The 17,969-nt window shown below is 73.0% G+C and carries 13 protein-coding genes; 5 read left to right on the top strand and 8 right to left on the bottom strand.

The window, feature by feature from the left end:
- Positions 1–54: 54 nt before the first annotated feature.
- Positions 55–1,545, bottom strand: a complete 1,491-nt coding sequence (locus ABZ906_RS11110; RefSeq protein WP_361380331.1) for a cytochrome P450 — start codon at positions 1,543–1,545, stop codon at positions 55–57.
- Positions 1,546–1,654: 109 nt separating this feature from the next.
- On the opposite strand from ABZ906_RS11110, the gene ABZ906_RS11105 reads away from it, so the two are divergent.
- Positions 1,655–2,266 carry a helix-turn-helix domain-containing protein gene (locus ABZ906_RS11105; protein WP_361183040.1) on the top strand — a complete coding sequence of 204 codons (612 nt, stop codon included), beginning with the start codon at positions 1,655–1,657 and terminating at the stop codon, positions 2,264–2,266.
- Positions 2,267–2,275: 9 nt separating this feature from the next.
- Here the strand turns inward: ABZ906_RS11105 and ABZ906_RS11100 are convergent, their stop codons facing one another.
- The 5 genes from ABZ906_RS11100 to ABZ906_RS11080 all read right to left on the bottom strand — a co-directional run bounded on the left by ABZ906_RS11100 (position 2,276) and on the right by ABZ906_RS11080 (position 6,607).
- Positions 2,276–2,467 carry a DUF5999 family protein gene (locus ABZ906_RS11100; RefSeq protein ID WP_361380328.1) on the bottom strand — a complete coding sequence of 64 codons (192 nt, stop codon included), beginning with the start codon at positions 2,465–2,467 and terminating at the stop codon, positions 2,276–2,278.
- 123 nt (positions 2,468–2,590) lie between these two features.
- Entirely contained in the window at positions 2,591–3,049 is a 459-nt protein-coding gene (locus tag ABZ906_RS11095; RefSeq protein ID WP_361380325.1) for a hypothetical protein, read from the bottom strand.
- 5 nt (positions 3,050–3,054) lie between these two features.
- Positions 3,055–3,654 carry a hypothetical protein gene (locus ABZ906_RS11090; protein ID WP_361183035.1) on the bottom strand — a complete coding sequence of 200 codons (600 nt, stop codon included), beginning with the start codon at positions 3,652–3,654 and terminating at the stop codon, positions 3,055–3,057.
- Between the two features lie 171 nt (positions 3,655–3,825).
- Entirely contained in the window at positions 3,826–5,118 is a 1,293-nt protein-coding gene (locus ABZ906_RS11085) for a helix-turn-helix domain-containing protein (RefSeq protein WP_361380322.1), read from the bottom strand.
- A gap of 175 nt (positions 5,119–5,293) precedes the next feature.
- Positions 5,294–6,607: a lipase family protein gene (locus ABZ906_RS11080; RefSeq protein ID WP_361380319.1), complete on the bottom strand. Its 1,314-nt coding sequence runs from the start codon at positions 6,605–6,607 to the stop codon at positions 5,294–5,296.
- Positions 6,608–6,763: 156 nt separating this feature from the next.
- Between ABZ906_RS11080 and ABZ906_RS11075 the strand changes: the two genes are divergently transcribed.
- A complete protein-coding gene (locus tag ABZ906_RS11075) occupies positions 6,764–8,089 on the top strand; it encodes an AMP-binding protein (RefSeq protein WP_361380316.1) in 1,326 nt (441 codons plus the stop codon).
- A gap of 33 nt (positions 8,090–8,122) precedes the next feature.
- Here ABZ906_RS11075 and ABZ906_RS11070 read toward each other — a convergent pair whose 3' ends face one another.
- On the bottom strand, positions 8,123–9,571 hold the full coding sequence (locus ABZ906_RS11070) for an MFS transporter (RefSeq protein ID WP_361380313.1): 1,449 nt from the start codon (positions 9,569–9,571) through the stop codon (positions 8,123–8,125).
- A gap of 269 nt (positions 9,572–9,840) precedes the next feature.
- On the opposite strand from ABZ906_RS11070, the gene ABZ906_RS11065 reads away from it, so the two are divergent.
- The 3 genes from ABZ906_RS11065 to ABZ906_RS11055 are packed head-to-tail and all read left to right on the top strand — an operon-like array spanning position 9,841 to position 16,841.
- Positions 9,841–11,652, top strand: a complete 1,812-nt coding sequence (locus ABZ906_RS11065; protein WP_361380310.1) for a fatty acyl-AMP ligase — start codon at positions 9,841–9,843, stop codon at positions 11,650–11,652.
- Positions 11,649–15,773 carry a beta-ketoacyl synthase N-terminal-like domain-containing protein gene (locus tag ABZ906_RS11060; protein WP_361380307.1) on the top strand — a complete coding sequence of 1,375 codons (4,125 nt, stop codon included), beginning with the start codon at positions 11,649–11,651 and terminating at the stop codon, positions 15,771–15,773. Before ABZ906_RS11065 ends, ABZ906_RS11060 begins: the two co-directional genes overlap by 4 nt.
- Before the next feature lie 45 nt (positions 15,774–15,818).
- Positions 15,819–16,841 (top strand): alpha/beta hydrolase family protein, encoded by a 1,023-nt coding sequence (locus tag ABZ906_RS11055; protein WP_361380304.1) that lies wholly within the window; start codon positions 15,819–15,821, stop codon positions 16,839–16,841.
- Here the strand turns inward: ABZ906_RS11055 and ABZ906_RS11050 are convergent.
- Positions 16,783–17,775, bottom strand: a complete 993-nt coding sequence (locus tag ABZ906_RS11050) for a fatty acid desaturase (protein WP_361380301.1) — start codon at positions 17,773–17,775, stop codon at positions 16,783–16,785. The two genes, ABZ906_RS11055 and ABZ906_RS11050, sit on opposite strands and share 59 nt — an antisense overlap.
- Positions 17,776–17,969: the final 194 nt, after the last annotated feature.

Genomic DNA, 17,969 nt, shown 5'->3' with positions numbered 1-17,969 from the left:
TGGCTCGCACCGGTGGACCCTCCACTCTTGCGCACGGGTCTGACAATCGAGTCCCTACGCGGCCGTGGTGCGCCGGCTGAGCCGCAGTGTCAGCCCTTCGGGCATCAGCGTGAGGCGCTCGGCCACCCGCAGCTCGTAGCCGGGATCGGCGTGCAGGTCGTAGCGGCGCAGGAGCATGCCGAGGACCAACGTCGCCTCGTGCAGCGCGAACTGACGGCCGATGCAGGCCCGCGCGCCCGTGCCGAACGGCTTGAAGACATGGGCGGGTCGCGCGCGTACCGCCGAAGGGGCGAACCGGTCGGGGTCGAACTCCTCGGGCCGCTCGCCCCACGCCGCCGGATCGCGGTGCAGGAGCGTGGCGAGGACGAGCGCCCAGGCGCCCTCCCGCACGGGGTGTTCGCCGCCGATGGTCGTGTCGTGCAGGGCCTGGCGGGAGAAGCCCGGCGCGGTCGGCCACAGCCGCAGCGACTCGTCGAGGACGCGGCGCAGATAGCGGAGCTTGGCGACCTGTTCGTACGCCGGTTCCTGCGCGTCGCCCCAGACCCGGTCGACCTCCGCCTGCGCGCGGGCCATGACGTCGGGGGAGCGCGCGAGGTAGTGCAGCGCGAACGACAGGGCGCCCGAGGTCGTCTCGTGCCCGGCGACCAGGAAGGTGATGACCTGACGCCGGATGTTCTCGGCGGAGAGCCGCTCGCCGGTCTCGGGGTGGGCGACCTCCAGCATCCGGTCGAGCAGATCGCCGTCGCCCGGGCCCGACGCGGCACGGCGGGCCGCGACCACGTCGTCGACGGTGCGGTTGAGGTAGGCCATGTCGGCGGCGTTGCGCCGGGTGGCGCCGCGCAGCAGCAGCGGGGCGAGCGCGGGCGGTACGACGTTGCGGCGCTGGGCGAAGGAGAGCGTGCCGACCATGGCCGACACGAAGGGGTGGGGGCGGGAGCGCTCGAAGGAGCCGAAGTCGTGCCCGAATCCGGTGCGGGCGATCGTCTCCAGGGTCAGTTTGGTCATGTCGCCGGGCACGTCCACGGACCGCCCGGCCTGCTCGCGCGCGTCCCAGCGGTCGGTCAGCTGCCGGGCGACGTCCAGCATCAGCGGGTGGTAGCCGGCCATCGCGTCACGGCTGAAGCCCGGCGCGAGGATGTCGTGCGCCAGCTGCCAGTTGGGCTCGTGGTTGTACGCGGTGAACAGGCCGTCTCCGGCCACCGGCCGCAGATTGGCGACGCCCAGGCCCACGTGCTTGGCGAACCGCGACTCGTCGGCCAGCTCGGCCGCCAGTTCGGCGCCCCAGACGAAGACGATCTCCTTGCCGAAGGCCTTGCGGCGGAAGATCGGCCCCAGACTGCTGCCGATCCGCATCGAATCCTGCACGGGCGTGCGGACATTGGCGCCCAGGACATCGCCGATCAGGGGCAGGCGGCGCGGCGGATGCGGGATGAGGTCGAGGCGCGGCCATCCGAGCTCGGCGCTGCGGAACCCCTTGGGAGGACCGGCGGACCCGGCCGCCCCGGCACCCGCTGCCACCTGCGATGTCTGCGACACCTGCGCCATGTGTGTCATCTCCCTTGAGCCGCAGACCCGTTGAGCCTGTTGTACGCGGATTCAATAAGGGCCCCCAGTCTGGTCCCGCTGTTGAATCCATGTCAAGTAAGGTCTTCCCATGGCCGCGAAACCGCAGGAGCGCACGCGCCGCAGACTCAGCACCGAGGAGCGCAGGGAGCAGCTCCTGTCGGCGGGGGCGCGGCTCTTCGCCCAGAATCCGTACGACGACGTCTGGGTCGAGCGGGTGGCGGAGATCGCCGGTGTCTCGCGCGGCCTGCTGTACCACTATTTCCCGACGAAGAGCGACTTCTTCGCCGCCGTGGTGCAGCGCGAGAGCCGGCGCATGCTGCGGCTTACGGCGGCCGTGCCCGGCGTGCCGGTCCGCGACCAGATCGGTACGGGCCTCGACACGTTCCTCACGTACGTCGAATCGCACGCGGAGGGCTTCCGGGCCTTCCACCGTGCGGAGGAGACCGGCGACGTCACGGTCCGCAGGATCTACCGCGAAGGTCTGGCGGCCCACGAGGACCAGATCCTGGCGGCCCTCGCCGCGGACCCCGACGCGGCGTCATCGCCCCGCGAGCTGCCCGTCCTGCGCCTGGCCGTGCGCGGCTGGCTCGCGTTCATGGTGGCCGTCTGCCTGGAGTGGCTGGAGGAGCCGGAGCTGCTGCCGCGCGCACAGGTGCGGGATCTGTGCTCGCGGGCACTGCTGGGCGCGATCGAGCCGTGACCGCGCGGGTCAGGCCGCCATCGCCGGGGGCCGCGTGACCGCCACGACTCGTCCGTCCGGCAGCAGCTCACCGGTGTCGTCGAAGACGATGGTTCCGTTGCACAGCAGGCTCCAGCCCTGTTCTGGGTGGGCGGAGAGAATCCTGGCCGCGAGGTGGTCGGGGCTGTCGGCCGACGGGCAAGGGGGCTGGTGGGCGCACATGGTGTACCTCCGGACGGGGGTCGCGAACCTTGTGCGCGGCCCGGTCTTGTTCGGGTTCCCTCTGTATGAGTAAAGACTCCGGGGGAGTCGGCAACTCATCGCCCGGAAAGGCTACTTGTGTCCTCATCCGGGGAGGAAACCGGCCCGGAAGTGCGTCAGGAGTGTGGTACGCGACGCGGTGTCCGCCAGGCGGCCCGCAGCCCAGAGGAAGAAGTCGTCCGCCTCCGCGTCGATCCAGTCGTAGGCCGGGTCGAAGGGGCCGGGATCGGGCGCGGGGTAGTGGAGTTCGAGGGCTGTACCCCACGCGGTCCGCACGACGAAGCGGCGGCTGCCCTGAGACCCGCCCGGCCGGTGGACCGTCACCGCGGCGCAGTCCCAGCGGCGTTGCCCGTACTGGAGCCAGAGGACCGGCGCCGCGTCACGCGGGTCGGCGTACAGCGCGGCCGCCGTCTCGCCGGCCGCGTGGACGAAGCCGTGGCAGCGGCCGGACGCGGGGGACGCGGGGGTCTCGGGGGAGAGGAGGCCCGTCGCGGGGTCGAGGGCCCACGTCCGTCCGTGGCGGTCGTAATCCTGCAGCAGCATGGTGGTCAGTCGCGCGGCGGGATGCCGAGTTCCTTGTCGACGGCGGCGCTGGTGCGGGTCGACGCCTTGATGACCTCGGCCCAGCTGCCGTACTTCATGAACTGCTGGTCCGCGGTCGGGCCGAGCGGATTGCCGTACTTCTTCATGTTCCGCTGCTCCAGGGCTTCCACCGCCTCGGGCGTCATCCCGGCGCGGGTGATGTCCTTGGCCTCGTTGCGCATGGCGACCAGGACGCGGGCGATCTCCTCGTCGGAGCGGCCCTCCTCGTGCATACGGTCCGCCACGCGCTCCATCGTGTCCAGGAGCTGGTGGTAGCGCAGCCGCACCTCGCGCGCCCGCTCCCGCTCCTCCGGAGTCATCTGCCGGATCAGGCAGACCGCGGGGTCCTTGCTGGTGCACGGATCGTCGGGCGCGACCGGCGGGGACAGCAGGCCGGTGGCGGCCGGGGCGTGCGGCGGCGGCGAGTCGGCGTGCGCGTGCGCCGGGGCGAGCAGGGTGCCGCTGAGGGTGGTGAGCAGGGGGAGCAGGAAGAGGACCACGAGGCGGGGGAGGATCCGGCCGGGGGTCCGGGTGGTCCGCTTCGCGGTCATGGGGCGGGCACGCACGTAGGAAGTCTCCTTCGCCTGGGGGTGGGACGAAGGGGACATTACGGCTCGATAACGGCCTGGTGCGGCCGCCCTCGCGGCGCGTCCGGGTGACGCGCCGACCGGCGTACGACCCGACGCTTCCGGCCCGCCGGGACGCGTCGGCTCACCGCGCCCCTCACCCCGCCTGGCTCACCCCGCCCGGCTCACCGCGCCCCCGCCGGTCTCGCCCGTGTCCGGTCGCAGGCTCAGTGCGTGCAGGGCCAGTTGCATCTCGAACTGGGCCACCGGGTCGTGCAGCCGGTCGCCGAAGACCTCGTCCAGTTGGCGCAGGCGGTAGCGGACCGTCTGGGGATGGACCGCGAGGCGCGTGGCGACCTCGCTCGCGTTGTGGCCGCACCGCAGCCAGCACAGCAGGGTCTCGGCGAGGCGTTCGCGCTGCGGTGAGCGCACCTCTTCCAGGGGCAGCAGATGCCGCTGCGCGAGCGCGTCGATCAGCGCCTCGTCGTGGAAGAGCAGCAGCGTCGCCAGATGGTCCGCGCAGTGCAGCAGGCCCGCGCGGGGCAGGATGCCGCGCCGGGACAACTCCAAGGCGTCGAGGGCCCAGCGCCGCGACCGCGCGCCCTCGTGCAGCGCGACCGTGGGGCCGACCACCGCCCGCAGCCCCTGGAGCGCGGCGGCGATGGTGCGGGCCCGCCCCGGCCCCTCCGGATCGGGGACCACGATGCAGCCGGGCTGCTCGCTGAAGCGCGCCAGGAACTCCGGCGGCACGATGGGGCTGATGGACTCCGGGGTCAGGGCGTGGTCGATGACGACGACGGCCACCTCGCGCGGGATGGGCCACTGCGCGGCCTGCGCGAGATCGGCGATGGCCTCCGCCGACGCGGGAGGGTCGGCGGTCAGCAGGTCGATGAGGCGGGCCCTGCGCTGCTGGAGTTCGCCCGCCGCGTGCAGCCTCGCCTCGGTGTAGCCCGCGGTCGTCGCCGCGGCCATCTCGTCCAGGTGCAGGAACAGCGCCTCGCCGAAGGCGGCGAGGACATGCCGCGGCAGCAGGTCGGCGTCGACCATGGCGTTGACGCGGCGCCAGGTCACGCGCGCGCCGAGGCGCAGCGCCGACTGGAAGGAGTCGAGGCTGCGGCCCTCGTTCGCCTCGCCCCTGCCGATGTTCTGGTAGGTGGCCTTGACCGACTCCCAGTCGGTGTCCGGGTGGGCCATCCGGGCCAGGAACCCCTCCAGGGCCTGCTCCACGCCCCGGTTCACGACATGCATGTAGGTGTCGTCGGTGGGGCGTGCGTACTCCGCTATCTCCGTGCGGATCGCCCGCACCACCTCGGCGGTGATCTCGTCGAGGAACGGCCTCACATGATCATGGAGGCCGGAGGGGAAGGCTCTGAACGCGGCGGACGACTCTTCTGCGGGGGTGCCCGCGGGTGCGGGTGCGCCTGCCGGGGGTATGCCGGCGGGCAGCGTCGAACCGTTCACCATGGGGGTGCTCCCTCTGCGCGCGGGGGACAAAGGTTTGGTGAAGATACCGCCGCGGGTGCGTGGCGGCCCATCAAGGACGGACAGACATGATGCTGCCTCTTGTCACCCGTGTGACAAGAGGCAGCACGTGCGAACGAACGTGCTCACTGCGGGGGAAAGTCGCGGAAGGACCTGCTCACGGCTGCAGGCAGTTGCCGAACTCCGGCTTCCCTTCGAACCGTTCGCCGAGCCACTTGACCGTGTCGTCCTTCGCCAGCTGGTCGGTCGTCAGGTGCTCGCCGGGATAGACCTTCCACTGGGTGGCGATGTCCGCCTTGCAGTACGCCTTGCGGGTGGCGTCCTCGGTCTCGATCGGGATGACCTCCTCCAGGGCGCCGCGGTACTGCAGGACGGGGAAGTCGATCTCGTACGCGGCGCCGGAGCCCGCGCGGCCGATGCCGGCGCCGAGCTTCTGCTCGTCGACGACCTGGCCCCACGTCTTGCCGTCCGGGCCCTTGAGCGCGTAGAGCTGATCGAGGCTCAGGCGGTCCTTGGTGTTGTCCTCGATCTTCTGGCCCGCGAGGGTCGATATCGTCCCGAGCAGGCAGTGCGACCTGGCCTTCTTGATGGTCTCCTTGCCCTGATCGTTCATGAGCTCGTCGAACGGCATCTGCGGGTGCGACGAGGAGAGGCCGAGCACGGCGTCGACCAGGAAGCCCGCGAACGGGCCGCCGTTGAGCGACTTGGCGACCACCTTCAGGTCGCCCGGCACACCACCGGACGCGTCGCCGACGACATCGATCTCAGGGGCGTACGAAGCCGCGAGCTGCGCCGCCCAGAGGCTGGCCGCGCCGCCTTCGGAGTAGCCCCACAGGCCGACCTTCGTCTTGGGGTCGAGGCCGCTGCCGGGGATCGCGGACGCGGTGCGCGCGATGTCCAGGAGCGCGTGCCCGGCGTCGGCGCCGGAGACGTACGGATGGGTCTGGCCGTCCAGGTAGCCCGCGCCGTCCGTCGCGGCGACGGCGTAGCCCGCCTTCAGGAGCGCCGCGATGTTCTCGCCCTCGTACTCGTCCTGGAACGCGCCCGAGAGCTGCTTGGAGAACGCGCACTGCGAACCGAGCCCCAGCGTGCCGGGGTTGAACGCCACGACGGGACGGCTGCCCCGCCCCTTCCACTGCGCGTCCGGCACGGCGACGGTGCCGGAGACCGCGACCGGCTTGCCCGCGTTGTCCTGCGAGCTGTACTGGACCTTCCACGCGTGCATCGGGATGTTGCCCGGCACCTGCGGGAGCCGGGTCGTCCGGCAGGCGATGACGCTGCCGGGCTCGCCCGGCACGGAGCCGGGCACCTGGTAGATCCGCTCGTCCGGTGCGTCGCACGCCGCCGACGCGTCCGGGGCCGCCGCGGCGCCCGCCGTCAGGGTCGGCACGCCGAGACCCAGGCCCGCCAGGGCGACGGCCGCGGTCAGCGCGAGCAGCCTCTTCTTCCGTTTCGCTCTTGGCCTGCGCACGGGGGATGCTCCTTCGTGTCGGGGGGATTGCAGGGCTGGCCGAGAAGTTACGGAGCGGTAACCGGGCGTCGATAGTCAGCGGAGCCACAGCCCGCAGGGCCCGAACTGTGCCCGGAGCACAAGTGGCGACCCGGCCTCCTGCGCCACGATCAGGTCATGACCGAGTCACAGGTGACGGCCCCGGACCCACGACCCTGGCTCCGCTTCTACGCGGCGGGGGTGCCGCACCGCCCGCAGATCCCCGACGTCACGATCCCCGCCCTGCTCGACGCGGCGGCCCGGCGCCACGGCGGCCGGACCGGCTTCCGGGGGATGCACCGCGCGGTGGGCGCATGTGCCGACACGTTGCGGACGCGGGGCATCCGGCCCGGCGACCGGGTGGCGCTGGTGCTGCCCAACTGCCCGTGGTTCGCGGTGGCGTGGCATGCGGTGCTGCGGCTCGGGGCGGTCGCGGTGGCCATCGATCCGGGGGCATCCGCGACGACGCTGAGACGCCAACTGGCCGACTCGGGAGCCGTGCTGGTGGTGGCGGGTGACTCCGCGGGCGGCTCGGCTGGTGACTCCGCCGGCGTCTCTGCGGGCGGCTCCGCGGGCGAGCGGCTGGACGCGGTGCGCGGTGACACGTACGTACGGGACGTCGTGACGGTGCCGATCGACGGGGAGTGGCCGGGGAGCGCCTGGACACGCACACCCGCCCGTCCGAAGCCCCGCGGTGGCGGCCCGAAGCCGGGCGATCTCGCCGTCCTCGCGTATGTCACCGCCGACGGCCCCGCGGCGATGCTCACGCACGCGAACCTGGTCGCGGCGGCCCACCAACTCACCCTGTGGCAACCGCAGTTGCGCACCGGACAGGAGACGGCCCTGGCCGTCACCCCCCTCTGGCAACCGCACGGGCTGCTGTTCGGCCTGACCGCCCCTCTGCTCACCGGGACGCGCACGCTCCTTCTGCCGGACCCCGAGCCGCAGACGCTCCTGCGTACGGCCCGCCGCCGGAAGGCGACCCTCCTGGCGACCGGACCCGCCGACTGCCGACGTCTTCTCCGGCGCCCCGCGCATGAGCTGGAGGCCCTGGCCACGGTCCGCACCTGGCTGACCGAGACCCTGGACACGGAGACCGCCGATCGCATCCGGGGCGCGGTGGACGCGGTGCTCGTCGAGGGCCACGGCATCCCGGAGGCCGCGGGAGCCGTCCTCGCCAATCCGCGCGGCGCCAACGCACGGCCCGGCACCTCCGGTCTGCCTCTGCCCGGCACCGAGATCCGCATCGTCCAGGAGGGCACTCCCGGGGCAGAGTTGCCGCTGGGGCATGCCGGTGAACTCCTGGTGCGGGGGCCCCAGGTGTGCGCGGGCTACTGGGGCGACCCGGCCCGGACGGCGCGGCGGCTGCTGCCGGGCGGGTGGCTGCGTACGGGCGACATCGCCGTACTCGGTCCGGACGGCTACGTGACCGTCATCGGCGGCATCGGCGCCGCGTCCCCGTGAAGTCAGAAGCCACCGACGGGGTATGGGTCGAGGTCACGAACCCACCGGGCGGCGGCTCCGTCCGACCCCGGTAGGTGCCCCGGGCCGCCGGTGCCGCGCGGGCCGCCGCAGGGTGACGGCGGTGACGGCCGCCCCCAGAAGGACGCAACCGGCGGCCAGTTGGAGCCCCGTGTCATAGCCGTCCAGGAAGGCGCTGCGCGGATCGGCGCCGTCCCGCAGCGCCGAACGCTCCGTGCGGGTGAGCACCACGCCGACCAGGACGACCCCGAACACCCCGGAGATCTCGCGGGCCGCGCTCACCAGGCCCGACGCCATGCCGGTGCGCGTCGCGGGGACATCGGCGACGGAACGTACCGTCAGCGGGGTCGTCAGGGCCGAGCCCGCGCCGATCAGGAGCAGCCCCGGCTGCAGATCCCAGTACTGCGCGTGCAGCCCCGTCCCCGACACCCACACCAGCCCGCCCGCGACCAGGACGAGCCCCCCGGCGATCGACCAGTGCGCCCCCACCGCCTTGGCCGCACGCTCGGCGAACGGCGTCGTCAGGAGCAGCGCGCCGGCCAGCGGCAGGAAGGCCAGACCCGCCTTGGTGGGGGAGAAGCCGAGCACGCGCTGGAGGTAGAGCGCGGTGAAGAAGAACACGCCGTTGACGCCGATGCCCCACAGCACCTGGGCCGCCACGCCCCCGCTCAGCGAACGGTTGCGAAGGAGCCGCAGATCGACCAGCGGCAGGAAGGTGCGCGACTCGACGACGAGGAACGCGATCCCGGTGGCCGCCGAAAGCCAGAGGCAGAGCGGCACCGGCGGGGTGCTGAAGCTGTGCTCGCCGCCCCTGACCAGGCCGTAGGTGAGGAGGAAGAGCGAGGTCGTGGAGAGTACGACGCCCGGCAGATCGAGCAGCGGCAGCAGGCCGTGCCGCACGCGGTCGACGGCGCGGGGCACGGCGGGCACCAGGAGCAGCGCGAGGACACCGAAGGGGACGTTGAGCAGGAACACCCAGCTCCAGTCCCACCGTTCGGTGACGAAGCCGCCCACCACGGGGCCAAGGGCAAGGGCGACGGCGAGCGCCGCCGTCCACAGGCCGACCGCCATGGCGCGTCTGCGCGCGGGCAGATCGGCGGCGACCACCGCGAGCGAGGCCGGGATGACCAGCGCCGCACCCACGCCCTGCACCGTGCGCGCCGCGATGAGCGTCCCGCCGCTGTCCGCGAGGGCGGCCGCCAGCGAGGCCGCGGTGAAGACGACGATCCCCGCCGCGAGGACGACCCGCCGGCCGAGCAGATCCGTGAGCCTGCCCCCGGCCGGAAGGAGCGAGCCGAAGCTCAGCACGTAACTGGTGGCGACCCACTCCAGGTCGGTCACCGTCAGGCCGAGTTCGCGCTGCACGGTCGGCAGGGCGACGTTGATCACGGTGTTGTCGAGCGTCGTGATGAAGCCTGCCAGGGCCAGCATCGCCAGCAGAGCGGTCAGCCTGCCCCGGCCCACGTGCGGCTCCCCTCGATCGCGATGCGGCTCAGCCCTCGGTCGTGCCGCGCTTCCGGTGCCGGATTCTCCGGGGTCGGCGCGGGCGGTGGCTGCTGCCCGTGACGCCGAATCGGGTGCGGGGACTTGTCAGTGAAGTGACAGAGGGTGTCAGACGATCTGTCAGCAAGCCGTCTTACTCAGTGGTCACATCCGGGCGGAACCTGGTGCACCGCTCATCCGGTCCCCCGCAAAGCCCGTCCCGGTCCCCGCGCTGTCCAGTTGGAGCCGCCATGTCGTCAAGGCCGCAGAACCCGCAGCTGCCCGAAGGCCCGCTGCTGACCGACCACTTGGCGCACTGGGCCGCCGACCGCCCGCACCAGCGCGCCTTCACCTACGTGGAGTTCCCCGAGCCGTCGTCGCCCGGCCTGCACCACACCCTGGGCTGGCAGGGCCTCGACGCCCGCGCCCGTGCGCTCGCCGTGCGGATCGCGGCGAGCGCGGGCCCCGGCGAGCGAGCGGCCCTGCTGCTCCCGCAGGGCCTTGACTACACGGCGGCGTTCCTGGGCTGCCTCTACGCGGGCGTGATCGCGGTGCCGCTGTTCGGCCCCGAACTCCCCGGCCACGAGGGCAGGCTGGCCGCCGTCCTCGCCGACTGCGAGCCCGCGTGCGTCCTCGCCGACGAGCGCACCGCAGGCGGCGTCGCGCGGTTCATGACCGAGCAGGGGCTGCCGCCGGTGCCGGTGGTCCTGGTGGACCGTCCCGGCGGGCGGACCGATGCCGCCCTCGGCGAGAGGTCCGGCGCCGCGCTCCCCGAGCGGATCGCACCGGACGACATCGCCTACCTCCAGTACACCTCCGGCTCCACGCGCAGCCCGGCGGGCGTCGTGATCAGCCACGCCAACGTGGTGGCCAACGCCCGCCAGGCCATCGACGCCTTCGAGGCCGGGGCGAGGCGCAACACCACGGTCGGCTGGCTGCCGCTCTTCCACGACATGGGCCTGGTCCTGAGCGTGGCCGCGCCCGTGGTCGGCGGCTTCCCCTCGGTCCTCATGGACCCGGTCGCCTTCCTGGAGCAACCGGTGCGCTGGCTGCGGCTGCTCGCCGCGTATCCGGGGACGATCAGCGCCGCCCCCAACTTCGCCTACGACTACTGCGCGAGCAGGATCGACGGGGACGAGGTCGCCGAGCTGCGCCTGGACCGCGTCAAGGTCCTCATCAACGGCAGCGAACCCGTGCGCCCCGGCACCGTCGACCGCTTCCGCGACGCGTTCGACGACGCGGGACTCGCCCCCGAGGCGCACTGCCCGGCGTACGGCCTGGCCGAGGCCACCGTGTTCGTCACGACCGACACGTTCGCCGCACCTCCCACGGTCCTGGCGTGCGATCAGCTCGCCCTGAGCGAAGGGAGGCTCGACGTCCGCGAGCCGACCGACCCTGATGCCACCCAATTGGTTGCCTGCGGCACCCCTGCGGGACAGGAGCTGCGCATCGCCGACCCGGCGACCGGCGCCGCACGCGGCCCGGGCGAGGTCGGCGAAATCCTGCTGCGCGGCCCCAACATCGGCCTCAGCTACTGGAAGCGCAGCGGACTCTCCGAGGAGGTGTTCGGCGTCCGCACGCCCGACACCGCACAGGACGACGGCGAGGCCGGATGGCTGCGTACCGGAGACCTCGGCGCGCTCCACGACGGGCTCCTCTACGTCACCGGGCGCCTGAAGGACCTGATCATCGTCGACGGCCGCAACCACTACCCGCAGGACATCGAGGAGACCGTGCAGTCGGCCGTGGACCTCGTCCGCAGGGACCGGCTCGCCGCGTTCTGCGTTCCCTGGACGGGCACGGAGACCGACGTCCTGGTCGTGGTCGCCGAACACCGGCGCGGCGCCGAGCCCACGGAACAGGACCTGCTCGCCGCACAGCGCACCGCCACCGCCGCCGTATCGGCCCGGCACGGACTGCGTCTCGCCGAACTCCTGCTCATCGCGCCGGGCTCGCTGCCCCGGACGAGCAGCGGCAAGGTCGCCAGAGCCGCGGGCCGCGCGCGCTACCTGCAAGGCGCCTTCGGCGAGGGGAGCCGCGGCGGAGCGGAGGACGCACGATGAACCCGGTGGACCGAGCGGAGATACGCGCCGCGGTCGTCGAGAGCCTCAGCGCCTGGTACGGCCTCGCGGCCGGGGAGATCACCGACGACCGCCCGCTCGCGGAGCTGGGCCTGACCTCCCGCGACGCGGTCGTCCTCACGGCGCGCCTCAGCGACCTCGCGGGCACCCGGCTGCCCGCCACGCTGCTCTGGGAGGCGCCGACGATCGGCGAGCTCATGGAACGGGTGGAGCGCGGCGAACCGGAGCACGGCGGTGCGCCACCGGCCGCGGTGAGCGGCGGTGCGCTTCCCGCAGAAGGCGATAACACGGTCGCGGGAGAAGGCGCGGCGCCGGTCGCGGTCATCGGCGTCGGGTGCCGACTGCCCGGCGGAGTCACGTCGCCCGCCGCCTTCTGGCAGCTCCTGAGCGAGGGCCGCGACGCCGTGGGCACCGTCGGCGATGACCGCTGGGCGCCCTTCGTACGGGAGGGGGCGCGCCTGCCGGACGACATCAGCAGGCACGGCGGTTACCTCGGGAACGGGAGCACCGACGGCGTGGCGGGCTTCGACGCCGAGTTCTTCGGCATCGGCGCGGACGAGGCCACCGCCATGGACCCGCAGCAGCGCATGCTCCTGGAGGTCGTACGGGAGGCCGTCGACCACGCGGCACTGCCCACGCCGTCCCTCGCGGGCACCCGTACCGGCGTCTTCGTGGGCATCAGCGGCAACGAATACGCCCATCTGACCACCGCGGACCCGGAGTCGATCGGCGCCTGGACCCCGCCGGGCGCGGCCCTGAGCATCGCCGCGAACCGCCTCTCCTACCTCCTGGACCTGCGCGGCCCGAGCATGGCCGTCGACACGGCGTGCTCCTCCTCGCTCGTCGCCGTGCACCACGCGGTACGCAGCCTCGGCGCGGGGGAGAGCGACACGGCGCTCGCCGCCGGGGTGAACCTGCTCCTGGCCCCCGCGGTGACCCTCGGCTTCCAGCGGGCGGGGGCGCTGGCCGCGGACGGCCGGTGCAAGGCGTTCGACGCGTCGGCCGACGGCATGGTGCGCGGCGAGGGCTGCGGCGTCGTCGTGCTCAAGCGCCTCGCGGACGCCGAACGCGACGGCGACCGTGTCCTCGCGGTCATCGAGTCGACCGCCGTCAACTCGGACGGCCGCTCCAACGGACTCACCGCCCCCAGCGCACAGGCCCAGCGCACCCTCCTGGAACAGAGCCACGCCGCCGGGCCCACGACCGTGGACTACGTCGAGTCACACGGTACGGGCACGGCCCTGGGCGACCCGATCGAGGCGTCCGCCCTCTCGGCCGCGCTCGGACCGGGCCGCGGGCGGGCCGCCGACCAGCCGCTGCTCATCGGCTCCGTGAAGACCAACATCGGACACCTGGAGGCGGCGGCGGGCATCGCCGGGCTGATCAAAACGGTCCTTGCCCTGCACCACGACGAGATACCGCCCCAGCTGCACTTCACCGCCCCCGGCCCGCACGCCGACCTCGACGCACTGGGCCTGCGCGTCGTCACGGACCCCGAGCCGTGGCCCCGCTACTCGGGCCGGGCCCGGGCCGGGGTCTCGGCGTTCGGCTTCGGAGGCACGAACGCGCACGTGGCCCTCGCGGAACACCGTGCGCCGCGCGCCGCACGCCGGGCCGGCAGCGCCCCCGCCATCGCCCTGCTCGACGACGTCACCGAGGACCGCGTGCGCACGTACGCGGGCGAGTTGGCCGCATGGCTGGGCGAACCGGCAGGACGCTTTGTCCGCCCGGCGGACCTCGCCCGCACCCTGGCGGGCCGCGCGGGGCGCGGCAGGCACCGGGCGGCGGTGGTCGCCCGCGGCCGGGAGGAACTGGCCACGGCGCTCGGACGCCTGGCCGGGCGGGAGCCCGACCCGCGCGTGGTGGTCGGTGTGCCCGCGGCCGCAACCGGGCCCGGAGCGGTATGGGTGTTCTCCGGGTACGGCTCGCAATGGGCCGGGATGGGCAGCGAACTCCTCGCCGCCGAACCGGAGTTCACCGCCGCTGTCGACCGCCTCGAACCGCTGCTGCGCGCGGAGGCCGGTATCTCCCTGCGGGACTGCATGAGGGCGGGTGCCGACCTGACCTCGCCCGCCGTCGTCATGCCCGCCCTCTACGGGATGCAGGTCGCCCTCGCCGAGCTGTGGACGTCCTACGGCTTCGAGCCCGCCGCCGTGATCGGCCACTCCCTGGGAGAGATCGCCGCGGCCGTCGCCTGCGGCGCCCTCGACGCGGCCACCGGCGCGCGCGTCGTCGCGATCCGCTCGCGGCTCCTCGCCGGTCTCACGGGCGGCGCCATGGCCGTGGTGGACCGCCCCGGAGAGGACATCGAGGCCCTGGCCGCCCGATTCCGCACGCTCCAGGTCGCCGTGCACGCGTCACCGGCGCAGAGCGTGGTCACTGGCTCGGCCGAAGACGTACGCGGACTCATCGACCACGTCACCGGCCAGGGCGGCTTCGCGCGCTCCCTGCACGTCACCGGCGCCGGGCACTCGCCCCATGTCGACCCGCTGCTCGCCGAGTTCGCCGGGGAGCTCGGCACCGTGCGGCACGCGCGGCCCGCCTGCCGCCGCTACTCCACCGTCCTCGCGGACCCGCGCGACCCGGCGCCCTGCGACACCGACTACTGGGTGGCCAACCTGCGGCGCCCCGTCCGCTTCCGGCAGGCGGTGCGTGCCGCCGCCGACGACGGCCACCGGGTGTTCGTCGAAGTGGCCCCGCATCCAACACAGTTGCACCCGCTGACCGAGACGCTGCTGGACGCGGGCGCCGAGGGGTCGCTCATTGTCCCGACCCTGCGCCGTGACACGGACGACGCGCTCACCTTCCGTACCTCCCTGGCATCCCTGCTGGTGCGGGGCGAAGGCGTTCCCGCGGCCCGCCGGCGCCTGCATCCGGGTGCGCGCATCACCGACGTACCGCCGCCGCGCTGGCGCCACCGCCGCTTCTGGGCGGGGGAGACCCCGGGGCCGCAGGAGACGCCACGCCACGAACCGGCCGCCGCCCGCAGCACGGGCACGCTCGACCGCCTGCGCGGCTGCGTGGCCGACGTCATGGGCTACACCCCCGACCGCATCGACGCCGACACGCCCCTGACAGACCTGGGCCTGGACTCGCTCACCGCGGCACGCATCCGGAGCGCGGTGGAGCGGGAGTTCGGGGTGGAGGTGGAACCGGGGGTGCTGCTGCGGCAGGCGACGCTGCGGGGAGTGGCGGAGCTGCTGCCCGACTCCGGGACCGCCCGGCGTGCGCGGGGAGCATCGCCCGCTTCCCGCGGGGCGGAGCACTCCTCGCCCCGGCCGGGGATCAAGGCGGCGGGGGAAGGACCCCTGCGTGTCCTAGCCGACACCGCCGAGGGGACCCCCCTCTTCCTGGCCCATGCCGCGGGCGGCACCTCCGAGGTGTACGTGCGCCTCGCCGAACGCCTGGCCGCGTCCCGGCCCGTCCACGGCTTCGACAGGATGGCCGCCCCGGAGGACCTGGGGCCCCGCGCGGAGCACTTCGCGCAACGCATCCGCGCGGTGTCGCCCGACGGCCCCTGGATCGTCGGCGGCTGGTCCTACGGAGGTCTGCTCGCGCAGGAGGCCGCGAGGCTCCTCACCCCGCACGGCACCGTCAAAGCCCTGGTCCTCATCGACTCCGTACTGCCCCTGCCCGCACCCCCCGGCCTCACCCCAGTAGAGGAAGCCCGCCGCCGCTACGCCGACTTCGCCGCCTACGTAGCCCGCACCTACCGCACGCAACTCCCCCTGCCCTTCGAGCAACTGGCACGCCTGGAGGACGCCGAGCAGATCGCGCTCGTCATGAAACTCCTGGAGCAGGCCGTCGACCTGCCTCAGGGGGTCCTCGACCATCAGCGCACCTCCGCCCTGGACCTGCGCAGCGGCGAACGCCATCGGCCCGGTCCGTACGCGGGCCGCACCCTCCTCTACCGGGCCACCGAACCGGCCCCGCACACCGTGCGCGACGTCCGCTACGAACGGGACGACGAAAGCCTGGGCTGGGACGCCCACTGCGCCGACCTCACGGTCACCCCGCTGCCCGGCCACCACCTCTCCCTGCTCGACCCCCCGGTCGTGGACACCCTCGCCGAACTCCTCGCCCGCGACCTGTCCGACGCCTGATCCGCGCGCCGGCCCGCCGGCCCGCCCGAGAAGAGGACCGCCCCCATGCCGCAGAAGCACCGCAGACCCCGCAAGAAGCTCGCCGCCCTGGCCGCCGTGACCGCCCTGCTCGCCACCGGCGGCGCCCTGGGCACCACCACCGCCCTCGGGGCGCCCACCGCGTCCCCGGCGGCGGCCAGGGCCGCCGATGGCCCCCGCATCGTCGGCGAGAAATGGCTGGACGCCCGCACCGTCGACCTCACCGTCGATTCGCCCGCCGTGGGCAAACAGCTACCCGTACGCGTCATCCTGCCCGCCCGCTTCAAGGAACAGCCGGACCGCACCTGGCCCGTGCTCTACCTCCTCCAGGGCGCCCACGACGACTACACCTCCTGGACCCGCGAGACGGACGTCGAGGAGTTCCTTGCCGACAAGGACGTCATCACCGTGATGCCGGCCTCGGGCCCCACCGGCATCCCCACCGACTGGTGGAACCACGGCAGCTCCTCCGCACCCGACTACGAGACCTTCCAGGTGGAGGAGTTGACGGGCCTCCTGCGCGACACCTACCGCGCCAACGGCACCCGCTCCGTCGCCGGCGTCTCGACCGGCGGCTACGGCGCCATGGCGTTCGCCGCGCGCCACCCCGGCACCTTCGGGGCCGCCGCCTCGTACAGCGGAGTCGTGGACACGACGGCCTTGGGCATGCCGACGGTGATGAACGCCATCGTGGCCCGCGAGTTCCTGCTCCCCTCGGCTCTCTGGGGCAGCCCCCTGCTGCACCGCGAGAGGTGGAACAGCCACAACCCCGCGGCTCTGGCGGGGCGCCTGGCGGGGACCCGGCTCTACGTCTCGCAGGGCAGCGGCATCCCCAGCAGCGACTTCGGCAACCTCGAAGGGGCCGTCCTGGAGGGCACGCTGTGGAACCAGGCGCACGCGTTCGACCGGCGGCTGGACCGGGCCGGTATCCCGGCGACGGTCCACTTCTACGACGGGGGCTCGCACGCCTGGTCCTCCTGGCAGAAGGAGTTCAAGGCTTCCTGGCCGACGCTTGCGGCGGGCCTTGGGCTTCCCGGCGAGGCGTCCTGACGTCGTCGGCGGCGGACAGCCGGGCCAGCCGCCGCTCGTCCGGCCACCGCACCGCGCTCGCCCACGAGGCCAGCTCGAAGAGGCGTATCAGCCGGGCGCTGGAGTCGAGTTGGCCGCGCAGGACCCCGTGCCGGGCGGACGTCGGATCGGCGTGGTGGAGGTTGTGCCAGGACTCACCGCCCGACAGCGGGGCGAGCCACCACACATTCCCCGAGCGGTCCCGGGCCCGGAAGGGCCGGTCCCCGCTGATGTGACAGATCGAGTTGATCGACCAGGTGACGTGATGGAGCAGACCGATGCGGACGAGCCCGGCCCAGAAGAAGGCCGACCAGGCGGCGCCGGAGTCCCAACTGCCCTGACCCCAGAGCCCGCCCGCCACGGCGGGCGCGCCGAAGGAGAACAGCACGATCAGCGGCTGCCAGCGCGCCACCAGGGCCAGATCGCGATCGGCGAGGAGGTCGGGGACGTACTTCTGCTGATTGGTCTTGTCGTTGTTGAACGTCCAGCCGACGTGCGCCCACACCATGCCCTTGAGCAGCGCGCGCACGGAGGTGCCGAACCGCCAGGGGGAGTGCGGGTCGCCCGGCTGGTCCGCGAACTGGTGGTGGCGGCGGTGGTCGGCGCACCAGGTGATCGGGTCGCCCTCGACGGCCATCGTCCCGGCGACCGCGAGGGCGATCTTCAGGGGGCGGTTCGCCTTGAACGCCTTGTGCGTGAACAGGCGGTGGTAGCCGATGGTGATGCCGTGCACGGCGATCGCGTACATCACCGCGCCGATCACCAGATCGTGCCAGGTGACACCCCATCCCCACAGCACGACGACGGACGCGATCACCGCGACGAAGGGAATGCCGACGAACACCCCCACCACCACCCGGTCTCCTGTGCCCATGCGTTCGCCCCAAGCGGCGGCGTTCGCGCTCTCTTCAGCCATGGAATTTCTCACCTTTCAGTGCGGGTGGGCCGGACATTAGCGACTGAAATGGAGAGGCCTCTACTCGGAAAGTGATGACCGTGCGAGGGGTCGATTAGCGATCCCGATGAATTGAAGCCGATCCGCTTGTGAGATACGGGCTCCACCCGCAACGTATACGCACCGAACCGAACCCGAAGGAACCGCACGAGTCC

The sequence above is a fragment of the Streptomyces sp. NPDC046925 genome, assembly GCF_040644915.1.
Taxonomy (GTDB): Bacteria; Actinomycetota; Actinomycetes; order Streptomycetales; family Streptomycetaceae; genus Streptomyces.
Note: the sequence above shows the minus strand (reverse complement) of the source record. Positions and strands in the feature narration are given on the sequence as shown.